At 71.0% G+C, this 24776-nt stretch carries 24 protein-coding genes and 1 tRNA gene; 15 read left to right on the top strand and 10 right to left on the bottom strand.

The features are described from left to right. Positions 1–68 precede the first annotated feature (68 nt). The 6 genes from CEK65_RS06460 to CEK65_RS06485 all read right to left on the bottom strand — a co-directional run bounded on the left by CEK65_RS06460 (position 69) and on the right by CEK65_RS06485 (position 5725). A complete protein-coding gene (locus CEK65_RS06460) occupies positions 69–977 on the bottom strand; it encodes a DMT family transporter (protein WP_255424511.1) in 909 nt (302 codons plus the stop codon). Further along, positions 971–2014, bottom strand: coding sequence for a UDP-N-acetylmuramate dehydrogenase (gene murB, locus CEK65_RS06465; RefSeq protein WP_152181157.1), 1044 nt, complete (start codon positions 2012–2014; stop codon positions 971–973). Before murB ends, CEK65_RS06460 begins: the two co-directional genes overlap by 7 nt. Next, positions 2011–3066 carry a quinone-dependent dihydroorotate dehydrogenase gene (locus CEK65_RS06470; RefSeq protein WP_148828460.1) on the bottom strand — a complete coding sequence of 352 codons (1056 nt, stop codon included), beginning with the start codon at positions 3064–3066 and terminating at the stop codon, positions 2011–2013. The genes murB and CEK65_RS06470 overlap by 4 nt, the downstream gene beginning before the upstream one ends. Before the next feature lie 8 nt (positions 3067–3074). Continuing rightward, a complete protein-coding gene (locus tag CEK65_RS06475) occupies positions 3075–3848 on the bottom strand; it encodes a class I SAM-dependent methyltransferase (RefSeq protein WP_152181158.1) in 774 nt (257 codons plus the stop codon). Continuing rightward, the gene (locus CEK65_RS06480) at positions 3845–4126 is read right to left on the bottom strand and encodes a DUF4190 domain-containing protein (RefSeq protein ID WP_148828458.1); all 282 of its coding nucleotides are present in this window, start codon (positions 4124–4126) and stop codon (positions 3845–3847) included. The genes CEK65_RS06475 and CEK65_RS06480 overlap by 4 nt, the downstream gene beginning before the upstream one ends. A gap of 66 nt (positions 4127–4192) precedes the next feature. Further along, positions 4193–5725 (bottom strand): aldehyde dehydrogenase family protein, encoded by a 1533-nt coding sequence (locus tag CEK65_RS06485; protein ID WP_152181159.1) that lies wholly within the window; start codon positions 5723–5725, stop codon positions 4193–4195. Positions 5726–5894: 169 nt separating this feature from the next. Here CEK65_RS06485 and CEK65_RS06490 point away from each other — a divergent pair. The 4 genes from CEK65_RS06490 to CEK65_RS06505 all read left to right on the top strand — a co-directional run bounded on the left by CEK65_RS06490 (position 5895) and on the right by CEK65_RS06505 (position 10671). Continuing rightward, a tRNA-Arg gene (locus tag CEK65_RS06490) sits at positions 5895–5971 on the top strand. A 413-nt stretch (positions 5972–6384) separates the two neighbouring features. Beyond that, on the top strand, positions 6385–6717 hold the full coding sequence (locus CEK65_RS06495) for a hypothetical protein (RefSeq protein ID WP_226980490.1): 333 nt from the start codon (positions 6385–6387) through the stop codon (positions 6715–6717). 544 nt (positions 6718–7261) lie between these two features. Continuing rightward, positions 7262–9706: a bifunctional aspartate kinase/homoserine dehydrogenase I gene (thrA, locus tag CEK65_RS06500; protein ID WP_150410774.1), complete on the top strand. Its 2445-nt coding sequence runs from the start codon at positions 7262–7264 to the stop codon at positions 9704–9706. Between the two features lie 5 nt (positions 9707–9711). Next, entirely contained in the window at positions 9712–10671 is a 960-nt protein-coding gene (locus tag CEK65_RS06505; protein ID WP_152181160.1) for a homoserine kinase, read from the top strand. A 7-nt stretch (positions 10672–10678) separates the two neighbouring features. On the opposite strand, the gene CEK65_RS20940 is transcribed toward CEK65_RS06505, so the two are convergent. Then, positions 10679–10876, bottom strand: coding sequence for a hypothetical protein (locus CEK65_RS20940; protein WP_193314712.1), 198 nt, complete (start codon positions 10874–10876; stop codon positions 10679–10681). A 662-nt stretch (positions 10877–11538) separates the two neighbouring features. Between CEK65_RS20940 and thrC the strand changes: the two genes are divergently transcribed. Beyond that, positions 11539–12840, top strand: coding sequence for a threonine synthase (thrC, locus tag CEK65_RS06515; protein WP_152181161.1), 1302 nt, complete (start codon positions 11539–11541; stop codon positions 12838–12840). A gap of 37 nt (positions 12841–12877) precedes the next feature. On the opposite strand, the gene CEK65_RS06520 is transcribed toward thrC, so the two are convergent. Beyond that, on the bottom strand, positions 12878–13192 hold the full coding sequence (locus tag CEK65_RS06520; protein WP_152181162.1) for a hypothetical protein: 315 nt from the start codon (positions 13190–13192) through the stop codon (positions 12878–12880). A gap of 300 nt (positions 13193–13492) precedes the next feature. Then, positions 13493–14248 carry a helix-turn-helix domain-containing protein gene (locus tag CEK65_RS06525; protein ID WP_017912245.1) on the bottom strand — a complete coding sequence of 252 codons (756 nt, stop codon included), beginning with the start codon at positions 14246–14248 and terminating at the stop codon, positions 13493–13495. Positions 14249–14359: 111 nt separating this feature from the next. Here CEK65_RS06525 and hisS point away from each other — a divergent pair, with 111 nt between their 5' ends. Then, positions 14360–15760 (top strand): histidine--tRNA ligase, encoded by a 1401-nt coding sequence (gene hisS / locus CEK65_RS06530; RefSeq protein WP_152181163.1) that lies wholly within the window; start codon positions 14360–14362, stop codon positions 15758–15760. A 117-nt stretch (positions 15761–15877) separates the two neighbouring features. Here the strand turns inward: hisS and CEK65_RS06535 are convergent, their stop codons facing one another. Continuing rightward, complete coding sequence (locus CEK65_RS06535) at positions 15878–17128, bottom strand: hypothetical protein (RefSeq protein ID WP_226980491.1); 1251 nt, start codon at positions 17126–17128, stop codon at positions 15878–15880. A 189-nt stretch (positions 17129–17317) separates the two neighbouring features. On the opposite strand from CEK65_RS06535, the gene CEK65_RS06540 reads away from it, so the two are divergent. The 9 genes from CEK65_RS06540 to hisIE are packed head-to-tail and all read left to right on the top strand — an operon-like array spanning position 17318 to position 24775. Beyond that, the gene (locus tag CEK65_RS06540; protein ID WP_017912242.1) at positions 17318–17644 is read left to right on the top strand and encodes a YerC/YecD family TrpR-related protein; all 327 of its coding nucleotides are present in this window, start codon (positions 17318–17320) and stop codon (positions 17642–17644) included. Positions 17645–17653: 9 nt separating this feature from the next. Next, positions 17654–18568, top strand: coding sequence for an ATP phosphoribosyltransferase (gene hisG, locus CEK65_RS06545; RefSeq protein WP_152181164.1), 915 nt, complete (start codon positions 17654–17656; stop codon positions 18566–18568). Then, entirely contained in the window at positions 18565–19860 is a 1296-nt protein-coding gene (gene hisD / locus CEK65_RS06550; protein WP_152181165.1) for a histidinol dehydrogenase, read from the top strand. The genes hisG and hisD overlap by 4 nt, the downstream gene beginning before the upstream one ends. Further along, a complete protein-coding gene (gene hisC / locus CEK65_RS06555; protein WP_152181166.1) occupies positions 19857–20957 on the top strand; it encodes a histidinol-phosphate transaminase in 1101 nt (366 codons plus the stop codon). Before hisD ends, hisC begins: the two co-directional genes overlap by 4 nt. Further along, entirely contained in the window at positions 20954–22027 is a 1074-nt protein-coding gene (gene hisB, locus CEK65_RS06560) for a bifunctional histidinol-phosphatase/imidazoleglycerol-phosphate dehydratase HisB (protein ID WP_152181167.1), read from the top strand. Before hisC ends, hisB begins: the two co-directional genes overlap by 4 nt. 31 nt (positions 22028–22058) lie before the next feature. Continuing rightward, positions 22059–22661, top strand: a complete 603-nt coding sequence (hisH, locus tag CEK65_RS06565; RefSeq protein WP_152181168.1) for an imidazole glycerol phosphate synthase subunit HisH — start codon at positions 22059–22061, stop codon at positions 22659–22661. Further along, entirely contained in the window at positions 22658–23392 is a 735-nt protein-coding gene (gene hisA / locus CEK65_RS06570; protein WP_017913326.1) for a 1-(5-phosphoribosyl)-5-[(5-phosphoribosylamino)methylideneamino]imidazole-4-carboxamide isomerase, read from the top strand. Before hisH ends, hisA begins: the two co-directional genes overlap by 4 nt. Then, the gene (gene hisF, locus CEK65_RS06575) at positions 23386–24162 is read left to right on the top strand and encodes an imidazole glycerol phosphate synthase subunit HisF (RefSeq protein ID WP_152181169.1); all 777 of its coding nucleotides are present in this window, start codon (positions 23386–23388) and stop codon (positions 24160–24162) included. The genes hisA and hisF overlap by 7 nt, the downstream gene beginning before the upstream one ends. Further along, entirely contained in the window at positions 24152–24775 is a 624-nt protein-coding gene (hisIE, locus tag CEK65_RS06580; protein ID WP_152181170.1) for a bifunctional phosphoribosyl-AMP cyclohydrolase/phosphoribosyl-ATP diphosphatase HisIE, read from the top strand. Before hisF ends, hisIE begins: the two co-directional genes overlap by 11 nt. The last annotated feature ends 1 nt before the right edge of the window (position 24776 follow it).

Below are 24776 nucleotides of genomic sequence, written 5' to 3' on the forward strand. Positions count from 1 at the left end.
GACCGCGCGCTGTGCCTGTGTCGGCGATCGTCGGGACGCCGCGGCGCGACGCGGCGTTACGCGCACCGCTAGGCGTCCAGGGTCGGCGGCGTGCCGGCCCCGGCGCGCGCCGCACGCCGTGCCAGCACCGCCTCGCGGTGGGCGATGTAGGCGTTGGCGCCGAGGATCACCAGCGCGCCCAGCACGGTGCCGCCGTCCGGCGTCTCGTCGAACAGCCACCAGCCGAACAGCGCCACCAGCGGCAGCTGGGTGAAGCTGATCGGGGTCAGTGCGGAGACCTCGCCGAGGCGCAGCGCATGCGTCCACAGCAACTGGCCGAGGGTGCCGAACAGGCCGGTGGCCAGCAGCCACAGCCAGTCGATGCCGTGCGGCCAGCGCCACACGAACAGCGCCGGCAGCAGCGACATCGGCACCCAGAACGCGTAGGTGTAGAACACCACCGTGTTGGCGGCGTCGACCCGCGCCAGTTGCTTGATCTGGATCGCGACCAGGGCGCTCATTACCGCGGCCAGTACCGCCACCAGGGTGCCGGGGCTGAACGCGGCGGCGCCGGGACGCACGATCAGCAGTACCCCGACGAAGCCGCACAGCACCGCCAGCCAGCGCCGCAGGCGCACCGTCTCGCCCAGCCACAGGGCGGCGGCCAGGGTCGCGAACAGCGGGGTGGAGTAGGACAGTGCGATCGCCTGCGACAGCGGCAGATGCCCGATCGCCCAGAACCCGGCGAGCATCGACACCAGGCCGATCGCGGTGCGCAGCAGGTAACGCGGCAGTTGCGCGGTGCGTGGCAGTGGCCGGCCCGGCCGCAGCAGCATCGGCAACAGGAACAGCAGGCCGAACAGGTTGCGGAAGAAGGCGATCTGCAGCGTGGACAGCTGCGCCGAGGCCAACCGGATCGCGACGACCATCAGCCCGAAGGCCATCGTACTGGCCAGCATCAGCAGCGCCGCGCGCAGCGGCGTGGGCGCGGCTACCACTGTGCGCCGACGATGCGCGGCTCCGGCTCCAGGATGACGCCGAAGCGCTCGCTCACCGAAGCGGTGATGCGCCGCGCCAGTTCCAGCAGCTCGGCACCGCTGGCCTGGCCGTGGTTGACCAGCACCAGCGCGTGCGCGGCGGACACGCCGGCGTCGCCGTCGCGGTAGCCTTTCCAGCCGCAGGCCTCGATCAGCCACGCCGCCGACAGCTTGCGCTGGCTGTCGTCGTCGCCGGGAAACACCGGCAGTGCCGGGTGTTCGTGCTGCAGCGCCAGTGCCTGTTCCAGCGGCAGCAGCGGGTTCTTGAAGAAGCTGCCGGCGTTGCCGAGCACGTCCGGGTCGGGCAGCTTGCGCCGGCGGATGTTGATCACCGCCTGGGCCACGTCGGGCGCGCCGGGCGTGGCGATGCCCATCGCCTGCAGTTCCTCGCCGATGCCGGCGTAGTCCAGGCGCAGCGCATGCAGCCGCGGCAGGTTGAACTCCACCGCGGCGATCAGGTAGCGGTCGGGCTGACGCTTGAACAGACTGTCGCGGTAGCCGAACTCGCAGGCGGCCGCGTCCAGCCGCACGAAGCGCGCGTCGGCGCGGTCGTAGACCTCGACCACGTGCACGAACTCGCCCATCTGCGCGCCGTAGGCGCCGATGTTCTGGATCGGCGCGGCGCCGACCGTGCCGGGGATCAGCGCCAGGTTCTCCAGGCCTGACAAACCTTGCGCCAGCGACCACATCACCAGCTCGTGCCAGCCCACGCCGGCGCCGGCGCGGACGATGGCGTAGTCGGCGCGGTGCTCCAGGGTGTCGATGCTGCGGTTGGCGAAGCACAGCACCACGCCCGGCGCATCGCCGGCGAACAGCATGTTGCTGCCGCTGCCCAGCGGCAGCAGCGCGGCGCCGGCCAGCTCCGGCGCCAGCAGCGCCTCGGGCAGCGCCTCGGGCGCGAAGATCTGCAGCAGCCACGGCGCCTGCGCGGCGACGTGGAAGGTGTTGAGCGCCTGCAGCGGCGCCTGCGCGGTGAGCGACCAGGCCGTCGTGCTCATGGGACGACCACGTCCCCGCGGCTGGGCGCTTCGCGGCGCCGGCGCATCGCCTCCACGCACTCGCCGATCAGCTCCGGCCCGCGGAACACCAGGCCGCTGTAGCACTGCACCAGGGCGGCCCCGGCGGCCATCTTCGCCACCGCGTCGGCACCGGAGAGGATGCCGCCGACGCCGATCAGCGGGATGCTCTCGGGCAGGCGCGCGCGCAAGCGGCGCAGCACCAGCGTGGACTGGCCCAGCAGCGGCGCGCCGGACAGGCCGCCGCTTTCGCCACCCAGCGGTTCGTGTTCCAGGCCGGGGCGGGCGACGGTGGTGTTGGTGGCGATCACCCCGTCCACCTGCAGGTCCGACAGCACCCGCGCCGCCGCGTCGATGTCGCTGTCGCTCAGGTCCGGCGCCACCTTGACCAGCATCGGCACGCGCTTGCCGTGGCGCGCCGCCAGCGCTTCCTGCGCCTCGCGCAGGCGCGCGATCAGCTGCCGCAGCGCCTGTTCCTCCTGCAGCTCGCGCAGGCCGGCGGTGTTGGGCGAGGAGATGTTGACGGTGACGTAGTCGGACAGCGCATAGACCTTTTCCAGGCAATGCAGGTAGTCGGACGCGGCGTCCTCGTTCGGGGTGTCCTTGTTCTTGCCGATGTTGATGCCGAGCAGGCCGCGCCGGCGCCGCGCGCGCTCGACGTTGCGCACCAGCGCATCCACGCCCAGGTTGTTGAAGCCCATGCGGTTGATCACCGCCTGCTGCCGCGGCAGCCGGAACATGCGCGGCTGCGGATTGCCGGCCTGCGCGCGCGGGGTGACCGTGCCGATCTCGACGAAGCCGAAGCCCAGCGCCAGCAGCGCGTCGATGTGCTCGCCGTTCTTGTCCAGGCCCGCGGCCAGTCCGACCGGATTGGGAAACTCCAGGCCGAAGGCGCGCGTGGGCATCGGTGCGATCGTGCGCGCCAGCAACGGATTGGTGCCGGTGCGGTAGGCCAGTTCGATCGCGCGCAGGCCCAGGGCGTGGGCGCGCTCGGCATCGAAGGCGAACAGGAACGGTCGGGCGAGGGAGTACATGGCGTGGCTCAGTTCAGCGTCCCGGCGAAGGCGCGGGTGCGGTAATGGAACGCGACGACGCCGTCGCGCTGGTGCCGGTCGAACAGCGCGCGCAACGCGTCCAGCATCGGCGCATGCCGCGGGTGGCCGGGCAGCGGCGCGTAGGAGGAGGACAGCAGGCGTCCGCGCAGCGCCTCGAAATCCATGCGCTGCGCGTTGGGGAACTGCGCGGTGCCGCGCAGGCCGGCGCCGAACCAGCGCTGCATGGTGGCATCGTCGTGGTAGCGCTCGGCCACCGCGCTGTAGTCGGTGCCGTACTCCAGCAGCAACTGCTCGTAGCCTTCCAGGAACGGCGTGGCGTCGAGCAGGCGCGAGTTCCAGTACACCAGCGCCAACCCGCCCGGACGCAGCACGCGTGCCCATTCGCGGCGCACCGCCTCCAGGTCGAACCAGTGGAAGGCCTGCGCGGCGCTGACCAGGTCGACGCTGGCATCGGCCAGGGTGGTGGCCTCGGCGCTGCCGTCGATGGCGCGGAAGCCCGGCAGGTCCTGCAGCAGCGCCACTGCGGCCTCGCGCATCGCCGCGTTCGGCTCCACGGCCAGGGCCGGATGCCCGGCCTGCAGGAACAGGCGCGTGGAAATGCCGGTGCCGGCGCCGATGTCGGCGACCAGCGCATCGCGCGCCACGCCCAGCTCGCCGTGCACCCAGTCCAGCAGCGCCGCCGGATAGCTGGGGCGGTAGCGCACGTAATCGGCGACGCGGTCGCTGAAGCGTTCCCGCGGCGCGGCGGCGTCCCGGCTCACGAATGGGTGCTGGCGAACCAGGCCAGCCCGCCGAAGAACAGCACGAAGGCCAGTACCGCCAGCACGGCCAGCACCACTGCGGCCCAGCCCAGGATCAGCCCGCCCACCGCCAGGCCATCGCCCTGGAAGCGCTGCGGCTGGCGGCGGATCTCCGCCCGGGCCAGATGCCCGGTGATGATCGCGCCGAGGCTGCCCAGCACCGGCATCAGGGTCCAGCCGAGGATCCCGGCGACCAGGCTGACCACCGCCAGGGAATTGGTCTCGCGCACCTGACTCATCGCTGTCGCTCCTTGCAGAAGGAAAGGGGCGGCGGCCGCAGGGTGCGGGCCGCCGCGCTCGCCGCGTTACAGATCGAACTTGATGCCCTGCGCCAGCGGCAGCGAATCGGAGTAGTTGATCGTGTTGGTCTGCCGGCGCATGTACACCTTCCACGCGTCCGAACCGGACTCGCGGCCGCCGCCGGTGTCCTTCTCGCCGCCGAAGGCGCCGCCGATCTCGGCGCCGGAGGTGCCGATGTTGACGTTGGCGATGCCGCAGTCGCTGCCGGCCGCGGACAGGAACTTCTCCGCCGCCTTCAGGTTCTGGGTGAAGATCGACGAGGACAGGCCCTGCGGCACGCCGTTCTGCATGTCGATGGCCTCGTCCAGGGTGCTGTACTTCATCACGTACAGGATCGGCGCGAAGGTTTCGTGCTGGACCACTTCGTCGCTGTTCTTCAGGCCGGTGACGATGGCCGGCAGCACGAAGTTGCCCGGGCGGTCCAGCGCGGTGCCGCCGGTCTCGATGGTGCCGCCGGCGGCCTTGGCCTTGGCGATCGAGTCCAGGAACTGCTCGACCGCGCCGCGGCTGTTCAGCGGGCCCATCAGGTTGGCCGGGTCGGTGGGATCGCCGATCTTGCCTTCGACCTGCTTGTAGGCCTTGACCAGGGTGGCCAGCACGGTGTCGTAGATCGATTCGTGCACGATCAGCCGGCGCGTGGTGGTGCAGCGCTGGCCGGCGGTGCCGACCGCGCCGAACACGATGCCGGGCACCGCCAGCTTCAGGTCGGCGCTCTCGTCGAGGATGATCGCGTTGTTGCCGCCCAGCTCCAGCAGGCAGCGGCCCAGCCGGCGCGCGCACTTCTCGGCGACGACGCGGCCGACCTGGGTGGAGCCGGTGAAGCTGATCAGCGGGATGCGGGTGTCCTCGACCAGGCGCTCGGACAGGGCCACGCCGGCGTCGTTGATCAGGAAGAAGATGTCCGGGAAGCCGGCGTCGCGCAGCGCCTCGTTGCAGATCTTCATCGACGCGATCGCGGTCAGCGGGGTCTTGTTGGACGGCTTCCAGATGCAGATGTCGCCGCAGATCGCCGCCAGGAACGCGTTCCAGCTCCACACCGCGACCGGGAAGTTGAACGCGCTGATGATGCCGACCAGGCCCAGCGGCTGGTACTGCTCGTACATGCGGTGGCCGGGGCGCTCCGAATGCAGGGTGTAGCCGTACAGCATGCGGCTCTGGCCGACCGCGAAGTCGGCGATGTCCATCATCTCCTGCACTTCGCCGTCGCCCTCCGGCTTGCTCTTGCCCATTTCCAGCGCGACCAGCGAGCCCAGCGCGTCCTTGTGCTTGCGCAGCGCTTCGCCGCACAGCCGCACCGCTTCGCCGCGGCGCGGCGCCGGGGTGGTGCGCCAGACCTTGAACGCGGCCTGGGCGCGGGCGATCACCGTTTCGTAGTCCTGCTCGGTGGTGGCCTGGACGTCGGCGATGATGTCGTTGCTCGACGGGTTGAGCGGCTGCAGCACGCCGGCGCCGGTGGCGCTGGACCACTCGCCATTGCCGAGATAGGTGCCGGAGTTGGTGGCGGCGAGGCCGAGCGCCTTGAGCAGGTCAGCGGACATGGAATCTCCTGGGTTCGTTGCGACAGGGAAGGCGACCGCAGGCGGGGGACGCGGGACGCGCAGCCGGCAATTTTAGCAGACCGGACGCATCCGGCCGCCGCCGCTGGCGGGGGCGGCTGGCGAGCGCAAAAAACGCGTGGGCATGCCGTAGAATCCCCGCCAGGCCAATGGCCCCGTAGCTCAGCTGGATAGAGCGGTCCCCTCCTAAGGGACAGGTCGTGCGTTCGAATCGCGCCGGGGTCACCATTTCGTGCATGCCGTCCGCCGCGGCCGCGGCGCCGCCAGCGGCCATCGCGTTGCCTGCCCACCCATCCTGCGCAGCGGCCGCGATGGTGAATCGCGCGGTGTCCGATCTGTCTGCAATAACGTCCTCTACACCTTGTACCGACGCGGCCTGAGCATCGTCCTGCGTAGGCTGCGTCCGTCGGCCACTGCGCTTGGCGGCGATTCGCGCCGCGTACTCTACTTTTGCAGTGCCGATGGACGACGAGGACGGAGTCGCCTCCGCCACGTCCGCCACAAGCGTCCCGCCCGCAACTCCGTGCGGCGGGACGATCGCCGCCGCGCATCGGCGGTCCTGATCGCCGGGCCTGGCGTGATCGCCGGCTTGCCGCCATGCCCGCAGCGATTCCCACCCCTATGCGAAGCAGGAGTCACAGATGAAAACAGCAATGAAGATGGTCCTGGTCGGTTCGATGCTGGCTGCGCTTGCGGCCTGCAAGCGCGACGGCGACCAACCGGCCACCGATCCGAATGCGGCCAACCCGCCCGCAGCGGCCGACGGCAGCCCGGCAGGCGGCAGCACCGCCCCGGCCGGCACCACCAGCGGCGATGCCAGCGGCACCGCGACCGGGCAAGGCACGATGCAGGGCCAGGACGCGTCGCAGGGCGTACCGCCGACCACGACGTCTCCGACCAGCCCGACTACCCCCCAGGATCCTGCCAACCCGGATCCGCAGCAGCCGCCGCCGACCGATCAGAAGCAGCAGTAAGGGTTGCGCAAAACGCGCGGCGCCGGCGGCGTCGCGCGTTCGCTGCGCGCCGACGCTCAGGCCCGCGTGGACGGCGTTGCGTGTCGCCCGGCGCACCCCGCTTGGTGGCCTTAACGTGGTGTTTCCTGGCTTGGCGCGATAGTCACTTCTGCAACCGTTTGCCAGGGCCGCAGCGCCGATGCTGCGGTCGCACACGCGGCGCTTGACAGCGCCCCGGCGCATGATGTCCTCTTGCGTCCATGCCTCTGGTCTTCGCCCCTATCGCCATCTCGCTTCCGCGCTCGCTTCGGCACGCGGCGGGCGCTGCTGCGGGCATTACCACCGGTATTACCACCCTCACCATTCGCCCGGTGCGGCCCGTCGTCTTCGTCTGATCGTCGAACACCACGGCCCCGCACCCGGATCAGGATGCGGGGGAATCCCTCAGCCTGATGCGAGCGGGGCCTCCACTCCGAGGTCTTCCATGTCGCCCCCCGCCGTCGCTCCTGCTGTCGCCGCTTCGCCTGATTCCGCCGTCGATCCCGCGCTCGCCGCCGCCACTGTCGTGCACAAGTTCGGCGGCACCTCGGTGGCCGATGCCGAACGCTACCGTCATGTCGCGCAACTGCTGTTGGCGCGCCCGGAACGTCTCCAGGTCACCGTCGTCTCGGCGATGAAGGGCGTCACCGATGCGTTGATCGGCCTGGCCGAACTGGCCGCGCGCGGCCACGGCGACTGGCGCGAGCGCTGGCACGAAACCCGTGCCCGCCATCGCGCCGCCGCAGTGGCCTTGCTCGGCGAACATGCCGGCGCCACGGTCGAATGGCTGGACGCGCGCTTCGAGCACCTGGCCGAGATCCTCGCCGCGCTGGCGGTGATCGGCGAACTGCCGCGGGAAGTGCTGGACCGCGTGCAGGGGTTGGGTGAGGTGTACTCGGCGCAGTTGCTGGGCGACCACCTGCGTGCGCTGGGCGAGGAGTGCGCGGTGCTGGATGCGCGCGAGGTCTTGGTGGTCGACCGCGGCGAACTGGGCGTGGACGTGGACTGGTCCGCCAGCGCGCAGCGCCTGGCGCAATGGCGCGCGGAGCACCCGCAGCCGCGCATCGTGGTCACCGGCTTCGTCGCCCGCGACCGCGCCGGCCGCATCACCACCCTCGGCCGCAACGGCAGCGACTACTCCGGCGCGATCTTCGCCGCGCTGTTCGACGCCGCCGAGCTGCACATCTGGACCGACGTCGACGGCGTGCTTTCGGCGGACCCGCGGGTCGTGCCCGAAGCGGTGCAACTGGAAACGCTCAGCTACGACGAAGCCTGCGAACTGGCCTATTTCGGCGCCAAGGTGGTGCATCCGCAGACCATGTCGCCGGCGATCGAGCGCGGCCTGCCGATCATCATCCGCAACACCTTCCAGCCCGAGCACCCGGGCACCCGCATCACCGCCAGCAGCGCCACCAGCGGCCCGATCAAGGGGCTGACGCTGAGCCCGGACCTGGCCGTGCTCAACCTCGAAGGCACCGGCCTGATCGGCGTGCCCGGCACCGCCGAGCGCGTGTTCGCCGCACTGCGCAACGCGCGGGTGTCGGTGGTGATGATCTCGCAGGGGTCGTCCGAACATTCCATCTGCTGCGTGGTGCGCCAGAACGAGGCCGAACGCGCGCGCGACGCGGTGCTCTCCGCGTTCGCCCACGAACTGGTGGTGGGCCAGGTGCAGCGCGTGCAGCTGACCACCGGCATCAGCGTGCTGGCCGCGGTCGGCGACGGCATGACCGGGCAGCCCGGCGTGGCCGCGCGCCTGTTCGAGTCCTTGGGCCGCGCCCAGGTCAACATCCTGGCGATCGCGCAGGGCTCGTCCGAGCGCAACATCTCGGTGGCCATCGACAGCGCGCACGCGACCAAGGCGCTGCGCGCCGCGCATGCCGGTTTCTGGCTGTCGCCGCAGACCTTCTCGGTCGGCGTGATCGGGCCGGGCAACGTCGGTGCGGCGCTGCTGGACCAGTTGCGCGCCGCGCAGCCGCAACTGCTGGCCAAGGCCAACCTCGACCTGCGCCTGCGCGCGGTCGCCTCGCGCAGCACGATGCGCCTGGAGCCGCGCGCCTTCGCCGGCGACTGGCGGCAGGCGCTGGCCGCCGGCCAGCAGCCGACCGACCTGGACGCGTTCACCGCGCACCTGCTGTCGGCGCATCTGCCGCATGCGGTGATCATCGACTGCAGCGGCAGCGCCGACGTCGCCGACCGCTACGCCGGCTGGCTGGCCGCCGGCATCCACGTGGTGACCCCGAACAAACAGGCCGGCGCCGGGCCACTGCCGCGCTTCCACGCCATCCGCGCCGCGGCCGCCGCCAGCGGCGCGCGCTTCCGCTACGAAGCCACGGTCGGTGCCGGCCTGCCGGTGATCACCACCTTGCGCGACCTGGTCGATACCGGCGACGCCGTTACCGCGATCGAAGGCATCTTCTCCGGCACTCTGGCCTGGCTGTTCAACAAGTACGACGGCAGCGTGCCGTTCGCGCAACTGGTGGCCGAGGCGCGCGGCATGGGCTACACCGAGCCGGACCCGCGCGACGATCTGTCCGGCACCGACGTGGCGCGCAAACTCGTCATCCTGGCGCGCGAAGCCGGGCACGAACTGAGCCTTGAGGACGTGGCGGTGGAAAGCCTGGTGCCGGAAGCGCTGCGCCAGGCCAGCGTGGACGACTTCATGGCGCGCCTGCACGAGGTCGATGCGGTGTTCGCGCAGCGCCTGCAGGCGGCCAGGGCGCGCGGCTGCGTGCTGCGCTACGTGGCGCGGCTGGCGCCGGGCCATGCACCCAGCGTGGGCCTGGTGGAACTGCCGGCCGACCATGCCTTCGCCAACCTGCGCCTGACCGACAACGTGGTGCAGTTCACTACCCGCCGCTACTGCAACAATCCGCTGGTGGTGCAGGGGCCGGGCGCCGGCCCGGAAGTGACCGCTGCTGGCGTGTTCGCCGACCTGCTGCGGGTCGCGGCGGGCGAGGGCGCGCGCCTGTGAGCCGGATGCAGACGCTGGCAGCGAGCGCCGCAGGCCCGGCCGCGCTGCCGACGCAGGCGCGCGCGTTCGCGCCGGCCTCGGTGGCCAACGTCGCGGTGGGCTTCGACCTGCTGGGCTATGCGGTGGAAGGTGTCGGCGACACGGTGACGGTGCGCCGTATCGACGCGCCGGAGGTGCGCATTGCCGCGATCCGTGGCACCACCGTGACCTTGCCCTTGGAGGCCGCACGCAACACCGCCGGTGCCGCGTTGATGTCGCTGCGCGAGGCGCTGGCGCTGCCGTTCGGCTTCGAACTGGAGATCGACAAGGGCATTCCGCTCAGCTCCGGCATGGGCGGCTCGGCCGCCTCGTGCGTGGCGGCGCTGGTGGCGGCCAATGCCTTGCTTGCCGCGCCGCTGTCGCGCGATGCACTGTATCGCTACGCGCTGGACGGCGAGGCGGTGGCCAGCGGCAGCCGCCACGGCGACAACCTCGGCCCGATGCTGCTGGGCGGGCTGGTGTTGTCGACCCTGGAGCGGCTGGTGCCGGTCCCGGTGCCGAGCGGCTGGCACAGCCTGCTGGTGCACCCGGACGCGACGCTGGAGACGCGCCACGCGCGCGCGGCGCTGGCAGGGGAATACCGGCTCGGCGAGTTCGTGGCGCAGAGCGCGAACCTGGCGCTAGTGTTGGCGGGTTGCCATGCCGGCGACGAGGCGCTGGTACGTGCCGGCTTGCGCGACGTGCTGATCGAGCCGCGGCGCGCGCCGCTGATCGTCGGCTTCGACGCGGCCAAGGCGGCGGCGCTGGCGGCGGGGGCGATGGGTGCGGGCATTTCCGGCGCTGGTCCGAGTGTGTTCGCCTGGTTCGCCAGCCGTGCCGAGGCCGAGGCCGCGGCGCCGGCGGTGCAGGCGACCTTTGCGGACGCTGGTTTCGGTAGCCAGCACTGGGTGTCGCCGTTGCAGTGTCCGGGTGCGACGTTGCTGTAGCCACTTATCAGAGCGGTGCGTTGTCGGCGCCGCTGTTGCTAGTGTCGTTGCTGTTGCCGATTTCGAATTTGCTTTTGTTGTCGCTGTCGCTGTCGCTCTGGTTGTTGCTTTGCTTTTGCTTTGTTGTTGCTGTTGCTGTTGCCGTACCGGGTTCCCTTCCGAAGCGGCGGCCATCGCGGGGAAAAACCCGAAGGGCGGCGTACATGGATGTACGCCGTCCGCGGCAGGGGCAGGATGCCCCTTCCGCGGATCCCCGTGATGGACGCGGACCCGGAGCGCGCAGCGCGGAGGGCGCGAGGCAGGGCGCGCTTTCTTTTGGTTACCTTTTCTTTGCGCGAGCAAAGAAAAGTAACTCGCCCGCAAGGGCGAAAGCCTTTGCTGTTGCTTGAAGTTTGCGTGTCAGGTGAGAAGGTCTGTAGGAGCGGCTTCAGCCGCGACCAAGGAGGTGACGAAGCATCTGTCGCGGCTGAAGCCGCTCCTACAAGTTTCGTGCGTCCGACAGAAAAAAAGCAATCAACAGCAACAGCTTTCGCCTGGCGGCGAGTCACTTTTCTTTGCTTGTGCAAAGAAAAGTAACCAAAAGAAAGCACACCCCGCAGCGCGCCCTCCGCGCTAACGCGCTCCGGGTCCGCAGCCACGACGGGCATTTTTCGACGGCACATCCATGTGCCGGCGAAAAACGACGCGCATCCTGCGCGTCGCCCTTCGGGTATTCGCCCGCCGCGGCTGCCGCGCCGAGGGGGCCCCGGTAAGGCAGAAGCGCAATAGCCAAAGCAACAGCAACCGCCAAAGCAACAGCAACCGCTAGAGCAACAGCCAGAGCCAGAAATGCCAGTGCGATCGAATTCCCCTGCCACCGGAACCACCATGAACTTCATCTCCACCCGTAACGCCGCTCCTGCCGTCTCGCTCAGCCAGGCCATCGCCGCCGGACTCGCCCCCGATGGCGGCCTGTACGTCCCCGAGCGCCTGCCCACCGCCCGCGACCTGCGCGCCGGTGCCAGCCTCGCCGAGACCGCTGCGGAACTGCTGGCGCCATTCTTCGAGGGCGACGCCCTGACCGCGGAACTGCCGGCGATCTGCGCCGAAGCCTTCGACTTCCCTGCGCCCCTGCAGCCGCTGGCCACGCCCGGCGACCACGCGCTGGAGCTGTTCCATGGGCCGACCGCCGCGTTCAAGGACTTCGGCGCGCGCTTCCTGGCCGCCTGCCTGACCCGGCTGCGGCGGGGCGTAGAAACGCCGTTGACCATCCTCGTCGCCACCTCCGGCGATACCGGTGCCGCGGTCGCGGCCGCGTTCCATCGCCAGCCCGGGCTGCGCGTGGTGGTGCTGTATCCGGACGGGCGCGTGTCGCCGCGGCAGGCGCACCAACTCGGCTGCTTCGGCGACAACATCCAGGCGCTGCGCGTGGCCGGCTCGTTCGACGATTGCCAGGCGCTGGTGAAGCAGGCGCTGAACGACGCCGACCTGCAGGCGCAGGCACCGCTGAGTTCGGCCAACAGCATCAGCCTGGGGCGCTTGCTGCCGCAGATGAGCTACTACGCGCATGCAGCCCTGCAGCACCATGCCGCGCATGCGCAGCCGCTGAATTTGGTGGTGCCCACCGGCAACCTGGGCAATGCGCTGGCCGCGATCCTGGCGCGTGCGCTGGGCGTGCCGCTGGGCCGGATCGTGCTGGCGACCAATGCCAACCGCGTGCTGCCGGACTTCTTCGCCGGCGCCGATTACGCGCCGCAGCCCAGCGTGGCGACCCTGGCCAATGCGATGGACGTCGGCGCGCCGAGCAACGTCGAGCGCTTGCGCTGGCTGTACCAGGGCGACGACGCCACGCTGCGCACCCAGTTCCAGGCCTACTCGGTGGACGATGGACAGATCCGCCAGACCATCGGCGAGCGCTTCCGTCGCTACGGCGAGGTGCATTGCCCGCACACCGCCACCGCGCTGCATGTGCTGCAGCAACTGCGTGCCGAGGGCGCGGAGGCGGACGCCGGCGATTGGGCGGTGGCGGCTACCGCGCATCCGGCCAAGTTCGAAGGGGTGGTGGAGCCGCTGATCGGGCAGCCGGTGGCGGTGCCGCCGGCCTTGGCGGCGCTGCTGCAGCGGCCGGCGCAGGCCGAGCCGATCGCGCCGGACTACGCGGCGCTGCGCGCGCGGCTGCTGGCCGGCTGAGCAGCGCAGGCCGGGGCGCGCGAGCGCGCCCGACGGCTCAGTCGGACGGCTGCAGCCGCTGCCAGGCGGCCAGGACGATGCCGCGCACCTGCAGCCAGTCCAGGCGCGAGCGCGGGTGGTCGCGCAGGAACACGTCGCGCAGTTGCGCGACGACTTCCTCCACGCGCTGGCCGTGGTACTTGAGGTAGGCGTCGTAGGCCAGCTTCAGCGCCGGCTCGTAGTCGTGGAACGTGTAACCGGGCTGATGGAAGAGGCTGTGCGCGTAATGCGCCTTCCAGAACTCCAGTTCGCGCTCGCGGTCCAGCATCACGCAAGCGCGCGAGGCGTGTTGCATCTCGATGGCGACGGCCATGTTGGCCCTCCGAGTGGTCCCCCCCACCGGCACCGCGGCGGCGCCGCAGGTGTGTTGCGCACGCAGTCTATGCCGGTCGGGCGTCGCCGCCGCGATGGCCGGCTGAAGCGTTCAGAGCTGGCGGTGCGGCGGTGCTGCACGCGGCAGCAAACCGGTGATCGGTTGGCCGCCGGCGGGCGCTGCACGGTTGTCCACACGCGATGTGGAGCGTTGCTCTGGAATCCTGTGGATAAGTGGCCAGGCACCGCATGGCGTCGGTGCCTCGATCGGCGTGGCGAAAAAATCGCCACGCCGGTCCGCTCAGTCTTCGTCCGACGCCAGCCGGTGCAGCGCGGCGAAGTCGCGGATCTCGACCACATGCAGCTGCGGCAGCGCGATCAGGCCCTGCTGGCGCAGCTTGGTGAAGGTGCGGCTGACCGTCTCCATGGTCAGGCCGAGATGGTCGGCGATGTCGCCGCGGCCCATCGGCAGCACCACCTTGTTGCCGGCATCGCCCTGGCGCGCCGCGCGGGCCGCCAGCTTGAGCAGGAAGTCGGCCAGTTTCTCGGCCGGCTGCAGCCGCGCCAGCGACAGCGCCGCGTCCTGCGCCGCATCCAGCTCCAGGCAGGCGCGTTGCAGCAGCTTGCGCTCCAGGTGCGGGAACTGCGTGCGCAACTGCTGCATCTGCGCCACCGGCACCCGGCACACCCGGCTGTCGGCGATGGCTTCGATATCGTGGCGGTGCCTGGCCGATTCGCTCAGGCCGACATAGTCGCCGGGCAGGACGAAACCGGCCACCTGGCGGCGTCCGTCGGCGAGGGTGCGGACCAGGCGCAGCGCGCCGGCGGTGACGGTGTAGACCGCCTGTCGTGCCTCGCCGGTGCGGGCCAGAGTGGCGCCGGCGGCGTAGTGCAGCGAGGTCGTGGCCCGTTCCAGCGCCTGCACCTCGTCGCAGGCCAGCGCCGAGCAGATCGCCAGGTGGCGGACCGCGCAATGCAGGCATTCGTTGCCGCGCGGTTCGCGCGGGGCGGACGCGTCGGCGTAGGGCAGGGCGAATCCGGAAGGAGGCCTGTTCATGGGCGGGGCAGCGGCTTCGGCACCGGCGAATGATACGCCGATGCGGCCGCGCGTGGTCGGTGCGGCTAGAATTGGCGTCCCGCTCGCCCCCGAATCGCAGGAGTTCCGCACGTGATCAAGCCCCGTACGCCGCCCGGCATCATGGAATTGCTGCCACGCGAGCAGATCGCGTTCCAGCGCATGCTGGACGTCATCCGCCGCAATTACGAGCGGTTCGGGTTCCTGCCGGTGGAGACGCCGGTGTTCGAGCTGTCCGACGTGCTGCTGACCAAGTCCGGCGGCGAGACCGAGCGCCAGGTGTACTTCGTGCAGTCCACCGGTGCGCTGGCCAATGCCGCGGCCGAGGGCGGCGAGGGCGGGCTGCCGGAGCTGGCGCTGCGCTTCGACCTGACCGTGCCGTTGGCCCGCTATGTGGCCGAGCACGAACACGAGCTGAGCTTCCCGTTCCGCCGCTACCAGATGCAGCGCGTGTACCGCGGCGAGCGCGCCCAGCGTGGCCGCTTCCGCGAGTTCTACCAGTGCGACATCGACGTGATCGGCAAGGACGCGCTGAGCATCCGCTACGACGCCGAGGTGCTGGCGGTGATCCACGCGGTGTTCGCCGAGCTGGGCATCGGCGATTTCGCCGTGCAGTTGAACAACCGCAAGCTGATGCGCGGTTTCTTCGAGAGCCTGGGCGTGGCCGAGGGCGAACGCCAGCTCGCGGTGCTGCGCGAGGTCGACAAGCTGGACAAGCGTGGCGCCGACTACGTGCGCGAGACGCTGATGGGGGAGGGGTTCGATCTGCCTTTCCCCAAGGTTGCCGAGATCCTAGCTTTCGTCGCAGTGCGTTCCAAGAGCCACGAGGATGCGCTGGCGCGGCTGCGCGAGCTGGACGAGTGGGATCGCGCCACCGCGACCCTGCGCGAGGGCGTGGCCGAACTGCGCGAGGTGCTGGCCCTGGTCAAGGCGCTGGGCGTGCCGGAGACCGCGTACTGCCTCAATTTCTCCATCGCCCGCGGCCTGGACTACTACACCGGCACCGTCTACGAGACCTTGCTGACCGACTACCCGCAGATCGGCTCGATCTGCTCGGGCGGCCGCTACGAGGACCTGGCCAGCCACTACAGCAAATCCAAGCTGCCCGGCGTGGGCATCTCCATCGGCCTGACCCGGCTGTTCTGGCAGTTGCGCGAGGCCGGCCTGATCGACGGCATCGCCTCCAGCAGCGTGCAGGCCATGGTGGCGCTGATGGACGAAGCCAAGCTGGACGACGCGCTGGACATCGCGCGGCGCCTGCGCGCCGGCGGCATCAACACCGAAGTGCAGATGGAGCCGAAGAAGATCGGCAAGCAGTTCCAGTACGCGGCGCGCGCCGGCATCCGCTTCGTGGTGCTGGCCGGCGACGACGAGCTGGCGCGCGGGGTGGTCGCGGTCAAGGACCTGCTGCGCGAGCAGCAGTTCGAGATCGCCCGCGACGAACTGGCCAGCACGCTGCAGGTGGAGCTGGAGCAGGCCAAGGTGATGGCCTGAGTCTGGTGGCGGCGGCCGGCGACGGCCGCCGCGCTGTGCGAGATCTGCGTGGGAGCGGCTTCAGCCGCGACCGGCATGGCCGGTGATCCCGGCCACGGCTGATCCCAAAAGCGCAGGCTACAGCAGGCCGGCACCCTGCAGCATCGCCTTGAGTGCACGCCGCTGCGCGCCATCGTCCACCGGCCAGCCCTGCACTTGCGCGACGACCTTGCCGTCGCGCACCAGGAAGAACGTCGGCATGCGCCACTCGCGCGGCAACAGCGGCCATTCCTCCACGTCGTAGAGCGGATGCAGCGGCGTCTGCGGCTGCGCCTGGTTCCAGGCGCGCAGCGCCTCCAGGTCCTCGCTGCCGGGCGGCAGGGTCAGCCACAGCGCATGGCGGCGGAACGCCGGGCCCAGTTCGGGATCGGCGGCGATGGCGCGCGCGGCGTCGGCGGCGAAATGGCAGCCGGCGGTGACCAGGAGCTGGGTCGGCCCCAGATCGATGCGCTGCCGGCGCAGGGTGCGGCCATCGGCATCCAGCGACCACAGCGTCGGCCCCTGCGCCGCCGCGCCCAGGCGGTCCTCGAAGCGCAGCCAATGCGGCCAGTCGGCGCTGCCGCCATCGGCCAGCAGGTGCCGTGCGTCTTCCACACGATGCGCGAGCAGCAGCGCGTTGCCGGCGTCGTCCACCTGCGCTGCGCTGGCCTGGCCGCGGCGCCGCAACTGCGCCAGCACCTGCAGTTGCGTGTCCAGCCCCGCCGGGGTGGGGCGCAGCGCGTAGGTCGCGACGACGGCCCGATACAGAAGATCCAGCGCGGCCGCGTCCGATTGCGCGATGGCGGCGGGGTCGAATGCTTCGGGCAGGGCGCTGCGCACTGCGGGCCAGGGATCGCGTCCAGTGCGACCGAGGCCGTCCAGATTCCGGTTGTAGCCGTTGTAGCGACGCTCCAGGTCGCCGATCGCGGCGGTGGGCTCGTGGGCGCGCGGTTGCGTCGCCCAGTGCGGCAAGCTTTCCGCGTAGCGCTCGACCCCGAACAGCGCCAGCAGCGCCCGGCCCTGCGTGCGGGTCAGCTGCGGCAGGTCCTGCGTATCGAATCCACCCAGGCCATTGCGGCCGAACACGAGACCGTCGAGGAAGCGTTCGCGGGCGCCGGGCGTGAGCGCGTCCAGCGGCGTGCGCTGGCCCGCGTGGGCGCGCAGGTAGGCCTTGAGCTGGGCGGCGGAGCGGATCGGCAGTTGCTCTACAGTGGCCGCGGTGTCGGCGTTTGCGGCCCCCTGGGCGGGAGGCGCCGGTGGCGGCTGCGCCGCTGCCGGCGTCGCCATGCACAGGACAAGGGCGGCAAAACACGCAGTGCGCATGCGGTACTCCAGAGCGGCGGCGGTCATCGCCGATCCTAGCGGTCGCCGGGCGATCCTTCCATCCGCCGCGGGAGGTGTCTGCGCGCAGCGTGAGGCCGGATCGCGGCAACGCACAGGGCGCCAGAGCGCGCAACAGGATGGCCCGGAGGCTGAACGCCAGGTCGCCGCGGCCCGCGCAAGCTTGACCTTGTAATAGCGTGATATTACATTAGCGCAATGAAACAACGTCCCGCCCCTGCAGCAGACCGCGACAGCGACGCCTCGTTCAAGGCGTTGGCGCGCACCCTGGCCCAGCTCGGCAAGCCGCAGGAAGTGGCGGCGTTCCTGCAGGACCTGTGCACGCCGGCCGAGCTGGAGGCGATGGCGGACCGCTGGCGGGTGGTGCCGCTGCTGCTCAAGGGCGTGCCGTACCGCGAGATCCACGACCTGACCCAGGTCAGCGTCACCACCATCGGCCGTGTCGCACGGACCCTGGAATACGGCGCCGGCGGCTATGCCGCGGCGCTGCGCCGGCAGACGGCGCGCCCCTCCGATTCCCACTGAGATGTCCTGATGAGTGCTTCCCTGGCAGCACCGGCCCGCGACCGGCTGCGTATCGCGATCCAGAAAAGCGGCCGCCTGGCCGAGCCGGCCCGTGCGGTGCTGGCCGCCTGCGGGCTGAGCTGGCGCGAGAGCCGCGACAAGCTGTTCTGCTACGGCGAATCGTTGCCGGTCGACCTGCTGCTGGTGCGCGACGACGATATTCCCGGGCTGATCGCCGACGGCGTGTGCGACTTCGGCATCGTCGGCCGCAACGAACTCGAAGAGCAGGCCGGCGAGCGCCGCCGCAACGGCTTGCCGGAGGCCTATCGCGCCCTGCGCGGGCTGAACTTCGGGCAGTGCCGGCTGATGCTGGCGGTTCCGGAGAGCTGGGAGTGGAGCGGCCCGCAGCAGGTGCAGGGGCTGCGCATCGCCACCAGCTACCCGGCGGTGCTGGCCGACTGGCTGGACGCGCGTGGCATCGCCGCGCAGGTGGTGGAGCTGTCCGGCTCGGTGGAGATCGCGCCGCGCCTGGGCACCGCCGACCTGATCTGCGATCTGGTCTCCAGTGGCGCCACCCTGGCCGCCAACCAGCTCAAGCCGGTGGAGACGCTGCTGGAGAGCGAGGCGGTGCTGGCCGGTCCGGTGCGCGAACCGGCCGATGCCCGCGCCGGCCTGGCGGCGATGCTGCTGCGCCGGCTCGACGGCGTGCTCAAGCTGCGCGACAGCAAGCTGCTGATGTTCCGCGCCGCGCGCGAGCGCGTCGCCGACCTGGCGCGGTTGCTGCCCGACGCCGAACCGCTGGTGCAACTGCCCAGCGATGCCGATGGCCCGCTGCAGTTGCAGACCATGTGCCACGGTGCGATCACCTGGCAGCGCATGGAGGAACTGGAGCGCGCAGGTGCGCAGGGCTTGATGGTGTTGACGGTGGAGCGGTCGCTGGCATGAATCGTTTGGAATGGAGCGCGCTCGACGCGCAGGAACGCACCCAGGCGCTGACCCGGCCGGTGCAGCGCGTGGCCGAGCAGACCCGCAACGCGGTGGCGCAGGTGCTCAATGACGTGCGCAGCCGCGGCGACGACGCGCTGCGCGAGCTCACCGCGCGTTTCGATGGCGTGGTGCTGGAGACCTTCGAAGTGAGCGCCGCCGAGTTCGCCGCCGCCGAGGCGGCGGTGCCGGCGCCGCTGCGCGCGGCGATGGCCGAGGCGGCGGCGCGGATCGATACCTTCCACCGCGCCGGCATGGCGCAGCCGTACGCGGTCGAGACCGCGCCGGGCGTGGTCTGCGAGCGCGTGGTGCGGCCGATCGGCCGGGTCGGCCTGTACGTGCCGGCCGGCAGCGCACCGCTGCCGTCGACCGCGCTGATGCTGTGCGTGCCGGCGGCGCTGGCCGGCTGTCGCGAGGTGGTGTTGTGCACGCCGCCGCGCGCCGACGGCTCGGCCGATCCGGCGGTGCTGGTCGCGGCGACCCTGTGCGGCGTCGACCGGGTGTTCAAGCTCGGCGGCGCCCAGGCGATTGCGGCGATGGGCTACGGCACCGAGACCGTGCCGTCCTGCGACAAACTGTTCGGCCCGGGCAACAGCTACGTCACCGAAGCCAAGCAACAGGTCGCGCAGGCCGGCGCGGCGGCGATCGACATGCCGGCCGGGCCGTCCGAGGTGCTGGTGATCGCCGATGCCGGCGCCGATGCGGCCTTCGTCGCCGCCGACCTGTTGTCGCAGGCCGAGCACGGCCCCGACTCGCAGGTATTGCTGCTGTCCGACAGCGCCGCGCTGATCGAGGCGGTGGAGAACGAACTGGAGCGGCAGCTGGCGACGCTGCCGCGCGCGGCGATCGCCCAGCAGGCGCTGGCCGCGTCGCGGCTGATCCGCGTCGACACGCTGGAGGACGCCTTCGACATCAGCAACCGCTACGCCCCGGAACACCTGATCCTGGCGCTGCGCGCGCCGCGCGACTGGCTGGACCGCGTCGAGGCCGCCGGCTCGGTGTTCCTGGGCGACTACACTCCAGAGGCGCTGGGCGATTACTGCAGCGGTACCAACCACGTGCTGCCGACCAGCGGCGCGGCGCGTGCCTACAGCGGCGTGAGCGTGGCCAGCTTCCAGAACTTCGTCAGCGTGCAGAGCGCCAGCGCGGCCGGCATCGCCGCGATCGGCGGTTGCGCGGTGTTGATGGCGCGCGCCGAAGGCCTGGACGCGCACGCCAACGCGGTGGCGCTGCGCATGGAGAAGGCGGCATGAGCCAGACTCCAGACGCACGCGCCGTGCTGGCGCTGGTCCGCCCGGACCTGCGCGAGTTCGCCGGCTATTCGTCCGCGCGCAGCAGTGCGCTGCAGGGCGAGATATGGCTCAATGCCAACGAGTCGGCCTGGGCCAACGCCGCCGATGGCGACGCCGGCAATCGCCGCTATCCCGACCCGCAGCCGCCGGCGCTGCGCGCCGCATTGGCGCAGCTGTACGCCTGCGCCCCGGAACAACTGCTGCTCGGCCGTGGCAGCGACGAGGCCATCGACCTGCTGCTGCGCGCCCTGTGCGAGCCGGGCCGCGACGCCATCGTCATCACCCCGCCGGTGTTCGGCATGTACGCGGTGTGCGCGCGGCTGCAGAACGCGCGCGTGGTCGAGGTGCCGCTGCGCGATACCGCCGAGGGCCTGCTGACCGACGTGGACGCGGTGGTGGACGCCGCATTGAGCCAGATGGCCAAGCTGGTATTCCTGTGTTCGCCGGGCAACCCCGGCGGTGCGGCGATCGCCCTGGCCGACATCGATCGCGCCGCCGAGCGCCTGCAGGGACGTGCGGTGCTGGTGGTGGACGAAGCCTATGGCGAGTTTTCCGACGAAGCCTCGGCCACCAGCTTGCTCGCGCGCCATGCCAACCTGGCGGTGCTGCGCACGCTGTCCAAGGCGCACGCGCTGGCGGCGGCGCGGATCGGCTGCGTGATCGCCGATCCGGCGCTGATCGCGGTGCTGCGCCGCTGCCAGGCGCCGTATCCGATTCCGTCGCCGTGCACGCAGCTGGCGCTGGCCGCGCTGCAGCCCGAACCGCTGCGGCAGACCGCGGCGCGGGTGCAGGAGGTGCGGGCAGAGCGTACGCGGATGCAGGCCGCGTTGGCGGCGTTGCCGGGCGTACGCCAGGTATATCCGTCGCAGGGCAATTTCCTGCTGCTGCGCTTCGACGACGCCGAGGGCGCGTTCCAGGCGCTGCTGGCGGCCGGGGTGGTGGTGCGCGACCAGCGCGCCGCGCCGGGCCTGGGCGATGCGCTGCGCATCACCCTGGGCACGCCGGCGCAGAACCAGCGCGTGCTCGGCGCCTTGCAGGCATGGAGGGCGGCGGCATGACCCCGATCCTGTTCGTGGACCGCGATGGCACCCTGATCGAGGAACCGGCCGATTTCCAGATCGACGCCTACGAGAAGCTGCGCTTCGTGCAGGGCGTGATCCCGGCGATGCTCAAGCTGCGCGACGCCGGCTACCAGTTCGTCATCGTCACCAACCAGGACGGCCTGGGCAGCGAAGCCTATCCACAGGCCGCCTTCGACGGCCCCAACGACCTGATGCTGCAGATCTTCGCCAGCCAGGGCATCGTGTTCCGCGAGGTGCTGGTCGACCGCAGCTGGCCGGCCGACAATGCGCCCACGCGCAAGCCCGGCATCGGCCTGATGCTGCCGTACCTGCAGGACCGCAGTATCGACTGGGCGCGCTCGGCGATGGTCGGCGACCGCGTCACCGACATCCAGTTCGCCGAGAACCTGCGCATCCGCGGCTTCCAGTTGCGTACCGCCCAGTTCGGCGGCGAGTGGGACTGGGCCGGCATCGCCCACGAACTGGCCGATGCGCCGCGGCGGGCGCGGGTGCAGCGCGACACCAAGGAAACCCGCATCGCGGTGGAACTCGACCTGGACCTGGCGCGCGATCCGCACTGCGCCACCGGCCTGCCGTTCTTCGACCACATGCTCGAGCAGATCGGCAAGCACGGCGGTTTCGCCCTGGACGTGCGCGCCGAGGGCGACCTGCACATCGACGAACACCACACCATCGAGGACACCGGCCTGGCCCTTGGGCAGGCATTGCGCCAGGCGCTGGGCGACAAGCGCGGCATCGGCCGCTACGGCTTCACCCTGCCGATGGACGAGACCCTGGCCAGCGCCGCGCTGGACTTCAGCGGGCGCCCGTACTTCGTGTTCGAAGGCGAGTTCAAGCGCGAGCGGGTCGGCGACATGCCGACCGAACTGGTCCCGCACTTCTTCCGCTCGCTGTGCGATGCGGCCGGGCTGAACCTGCACCTGAGCGTGCGCGGCGACAACGACCACCACAAGGTCGAGGCCTGCTTCAAGGCGCTGGCCCGCGCCTTGCGCCAGGCGCTGAAGCGCGAGGGTGCAGCGCTGCCCTCGACCAAGGGCGTGCTGTGAACCGGCGCGTCGTGGACACGCGGAGGCTGCGATGAGCACGGTGGCCTTGATCGACGCCGGCGGCGCCAACCTCGGTTCGGTGCGCTATGCGCTGCAGCGGCTCGGCGTGGAGCCGCGGCTGGTGCGCGACGCGGCCGGTCTGCAGGGCGCGGAGCGGGTGATCCTGCCGGGCGTGGGGGCGGCACCGCATGCGATGGCGCGGCTGCGCGAGCAGGGCCTGCTCGAGCCACTGCGCGCGCTACAGGTGCCGCTGATCGGCATCTGCCTGGGCATGCAATTGCTGTTCGAGCATTCCGAAGAAGGCGATGTCGATTGCCTGGGCCTGTTGACCGGCGTGGTCCGGCGCATGCCGCCGGCGCTGGGCATCCGCGTGCCGCACATGGGCTGGAACCGGCTGTTGCCGCTGCGGCCGTCGTCGTTGCTGGCGGGCGTGCCGGACGGTGCCAGCGCCTATTTCGTGCACGGCTATGCCGCACCGGTCACAGGCGACACTGTTGCCGCCTGCGATCATGGCGGCCTGTTCACCGCGGTGGTGCAGCGTGGCCGCCGCTGCGGCGCCCAATTTCATCCCGAGCGCTCCGCCGACACCGGCGCGCGCATCCTGCGCAACTTCCTCGAGACCGATTTCCCATGAGCTTCGTCGTCTATCCCGCCCTGGACATCCGCGACGGCCGCGTGGTGCGGTTGGCGCAGGGCGACTACGCCCGCGAGACCCACTACGGCGACGATCCGTTGCGCCGCGCGCAGGCCTTCGCCGAGGCCGGTGCGCAGTGGATGCACCTGGTCGACCTGGACGCGGCCCGCGCCGGCGGCTATACCCTGGCACCGCTGCTGCAGCGGATCCGCAACGAGACCGGGCTGCAGGTGCAGACCGGCGGCGGCGTGCGCTCGCGCGCCGACGTGCAGCGCCTGCTCGATGCCGGCGCCAGCCGCGTGGTGATCGGCTCGCTGGCGGTACGCGACCGCGAGTCGGTGCTGGAGTGGCTGGCCGAATTCGGTCCCGAGCGCATCACCGTGGCGCTGGACAGCCGCCAGGACGCGCACGGCGTCTGGCGCCTACCGGTGCACGGCTGGACCGAGACCTCGTCGCTGAGCCTGGACGCGCTGGCCGGCGAGTACGCCGCGGCCGGCCTGATCCACCTGCTGTGCACCGACATCGCCCGCGACGGCATGCTGTCCGGGCCGAACCTGGCGCTGTACGCGCACCTGCGGCAGCTCGCGCCGGCGTTGGCGGTGCAGGCCTCCGGCGGCATCCGCAACGCTGCCGATGTGCGCGGCGCGCGCGAGGCCGGCTGCGCCGGTGCCGTGCTCGGCAAGGCCTTGCTGGAAGGGCGGCTGCGCCTGGACGAGGCGCTGGCATGCTGAGCCGGCGCATCATCCCGTGCCTGGACGTGCGCGAGGGGCGCGTGGTCAAGGGCGTCAAGTTCCGCGACCACGTGGACATGGGCGATATCGCCGAGCTGGCCCTGCGCTACCGCGACCAGGGCGCCGACGAACTGGTGTTCTACGACATCGGCGCCAGTCCGGAAGGGCGCTCGGTGGACTACGCCTGGGTCGAGAAGGTGGCGCGGTTGCTGGACATCCCGTTCTGCGTGGCCGGCGGCATCCGCGACGTCGCCACCGCGCGCGCGGTGCTGCACGCCGGCGCCGACAAGATCTCGATCAATTCGCCGGCGCTGGAGCGGCCGGCGCTGATCGCCGAGCTGGCCGAGGCCTTCGGCGTGCAGTGCGTGGTGGTCGGCATCGATTCGATCCGCGAGGACGACGGCCAGTGGCGCGTGCGCCGCTTCACCGGCGACCCCAGCAAGACCCAGGCGCTGCGCGTGCGCACCCTGGACTGGGTGGTGGAGGCGCAGCGCCTGGGCGCCGGCGAGATCGTGCTCAACTGCATGGACAACGACGGCGTGCGCCGCGGCTACGACATCGCCCAACTGCACGAGGTGCGCGCCCTGTGCAAGGTGCCGCTGGTGGCGTCCGGCGGCGCTGGCGAGATGCAGCACTTCGCCGACGTGTTCGAGCGTGCCGACGTCGACGGCGCGCTGGCCGCCAGCGTCTTCCACAGCGGCGCGATCGCCATTCCCGAACTCAAGCGCTTCCTGCGCCAACGACAGATCGAGGTGCGCGATGGCGCATGAACATTCCCACGGCGCGGATGCCGCCGACGCGGCGCTGGACTGGGGCAAGGGCGATGGCCTGCTGCCGGTGGTGGTGCAGGACGCCGCCACGTTGCGCGTGCTGATGCTGGGCTACATGAACCAGGAGGCGCTGGCGGCCACGCGCCGCAGCGGCCAGGTCACCTTCTACAGCCGCAGCAAGCAGCGGCTGTGGACCAAGGGCGAAAGCTCCGGCCATGTCCTGGACGTGGTGGCGATCGACACCGATTGCGATCGCGACACACTGCTGGTGCTGGCGCATCCGCGCGGGCCGACCTGCCACCTCGGCCGCGACAGCTGTTTCCCACAGGCGCCGGGCCAGTTCCTGGGCGCGCTCGACCGCCTGGTCGCGCAACGCGAACGCGAGCGGCCGGCCGGCAGCTACACCACGCAGCTGTTCGAGAAAGGCACGCGACGCATCGCGCAGAAAGTGGGCGAGGAGGGCGTGGAGACCGCACTGGCCGGCGTCGCCCAGGGCGACGAGGAACTGCTCGGCGAGTCCGCCGATCTGCTCTACCACCTGACCGTGCTGCTGCGCGCACGCGGCCTGGGCCTGGCCGACGCGGTGGCCGTGCTGGAAGCGCGGCACCGCTGAG

Source organism: Xanthomonas sp. LMG 12459 (genome assembly GCF_009192905.1).
Classification (GTDB): Bacteria; Pseudomonadota; Gammaproteobacteria; order Xanthomonadales; family Xanthomonadaceae; genus Xanthomonas_A; species Xanthomonas_A sontii.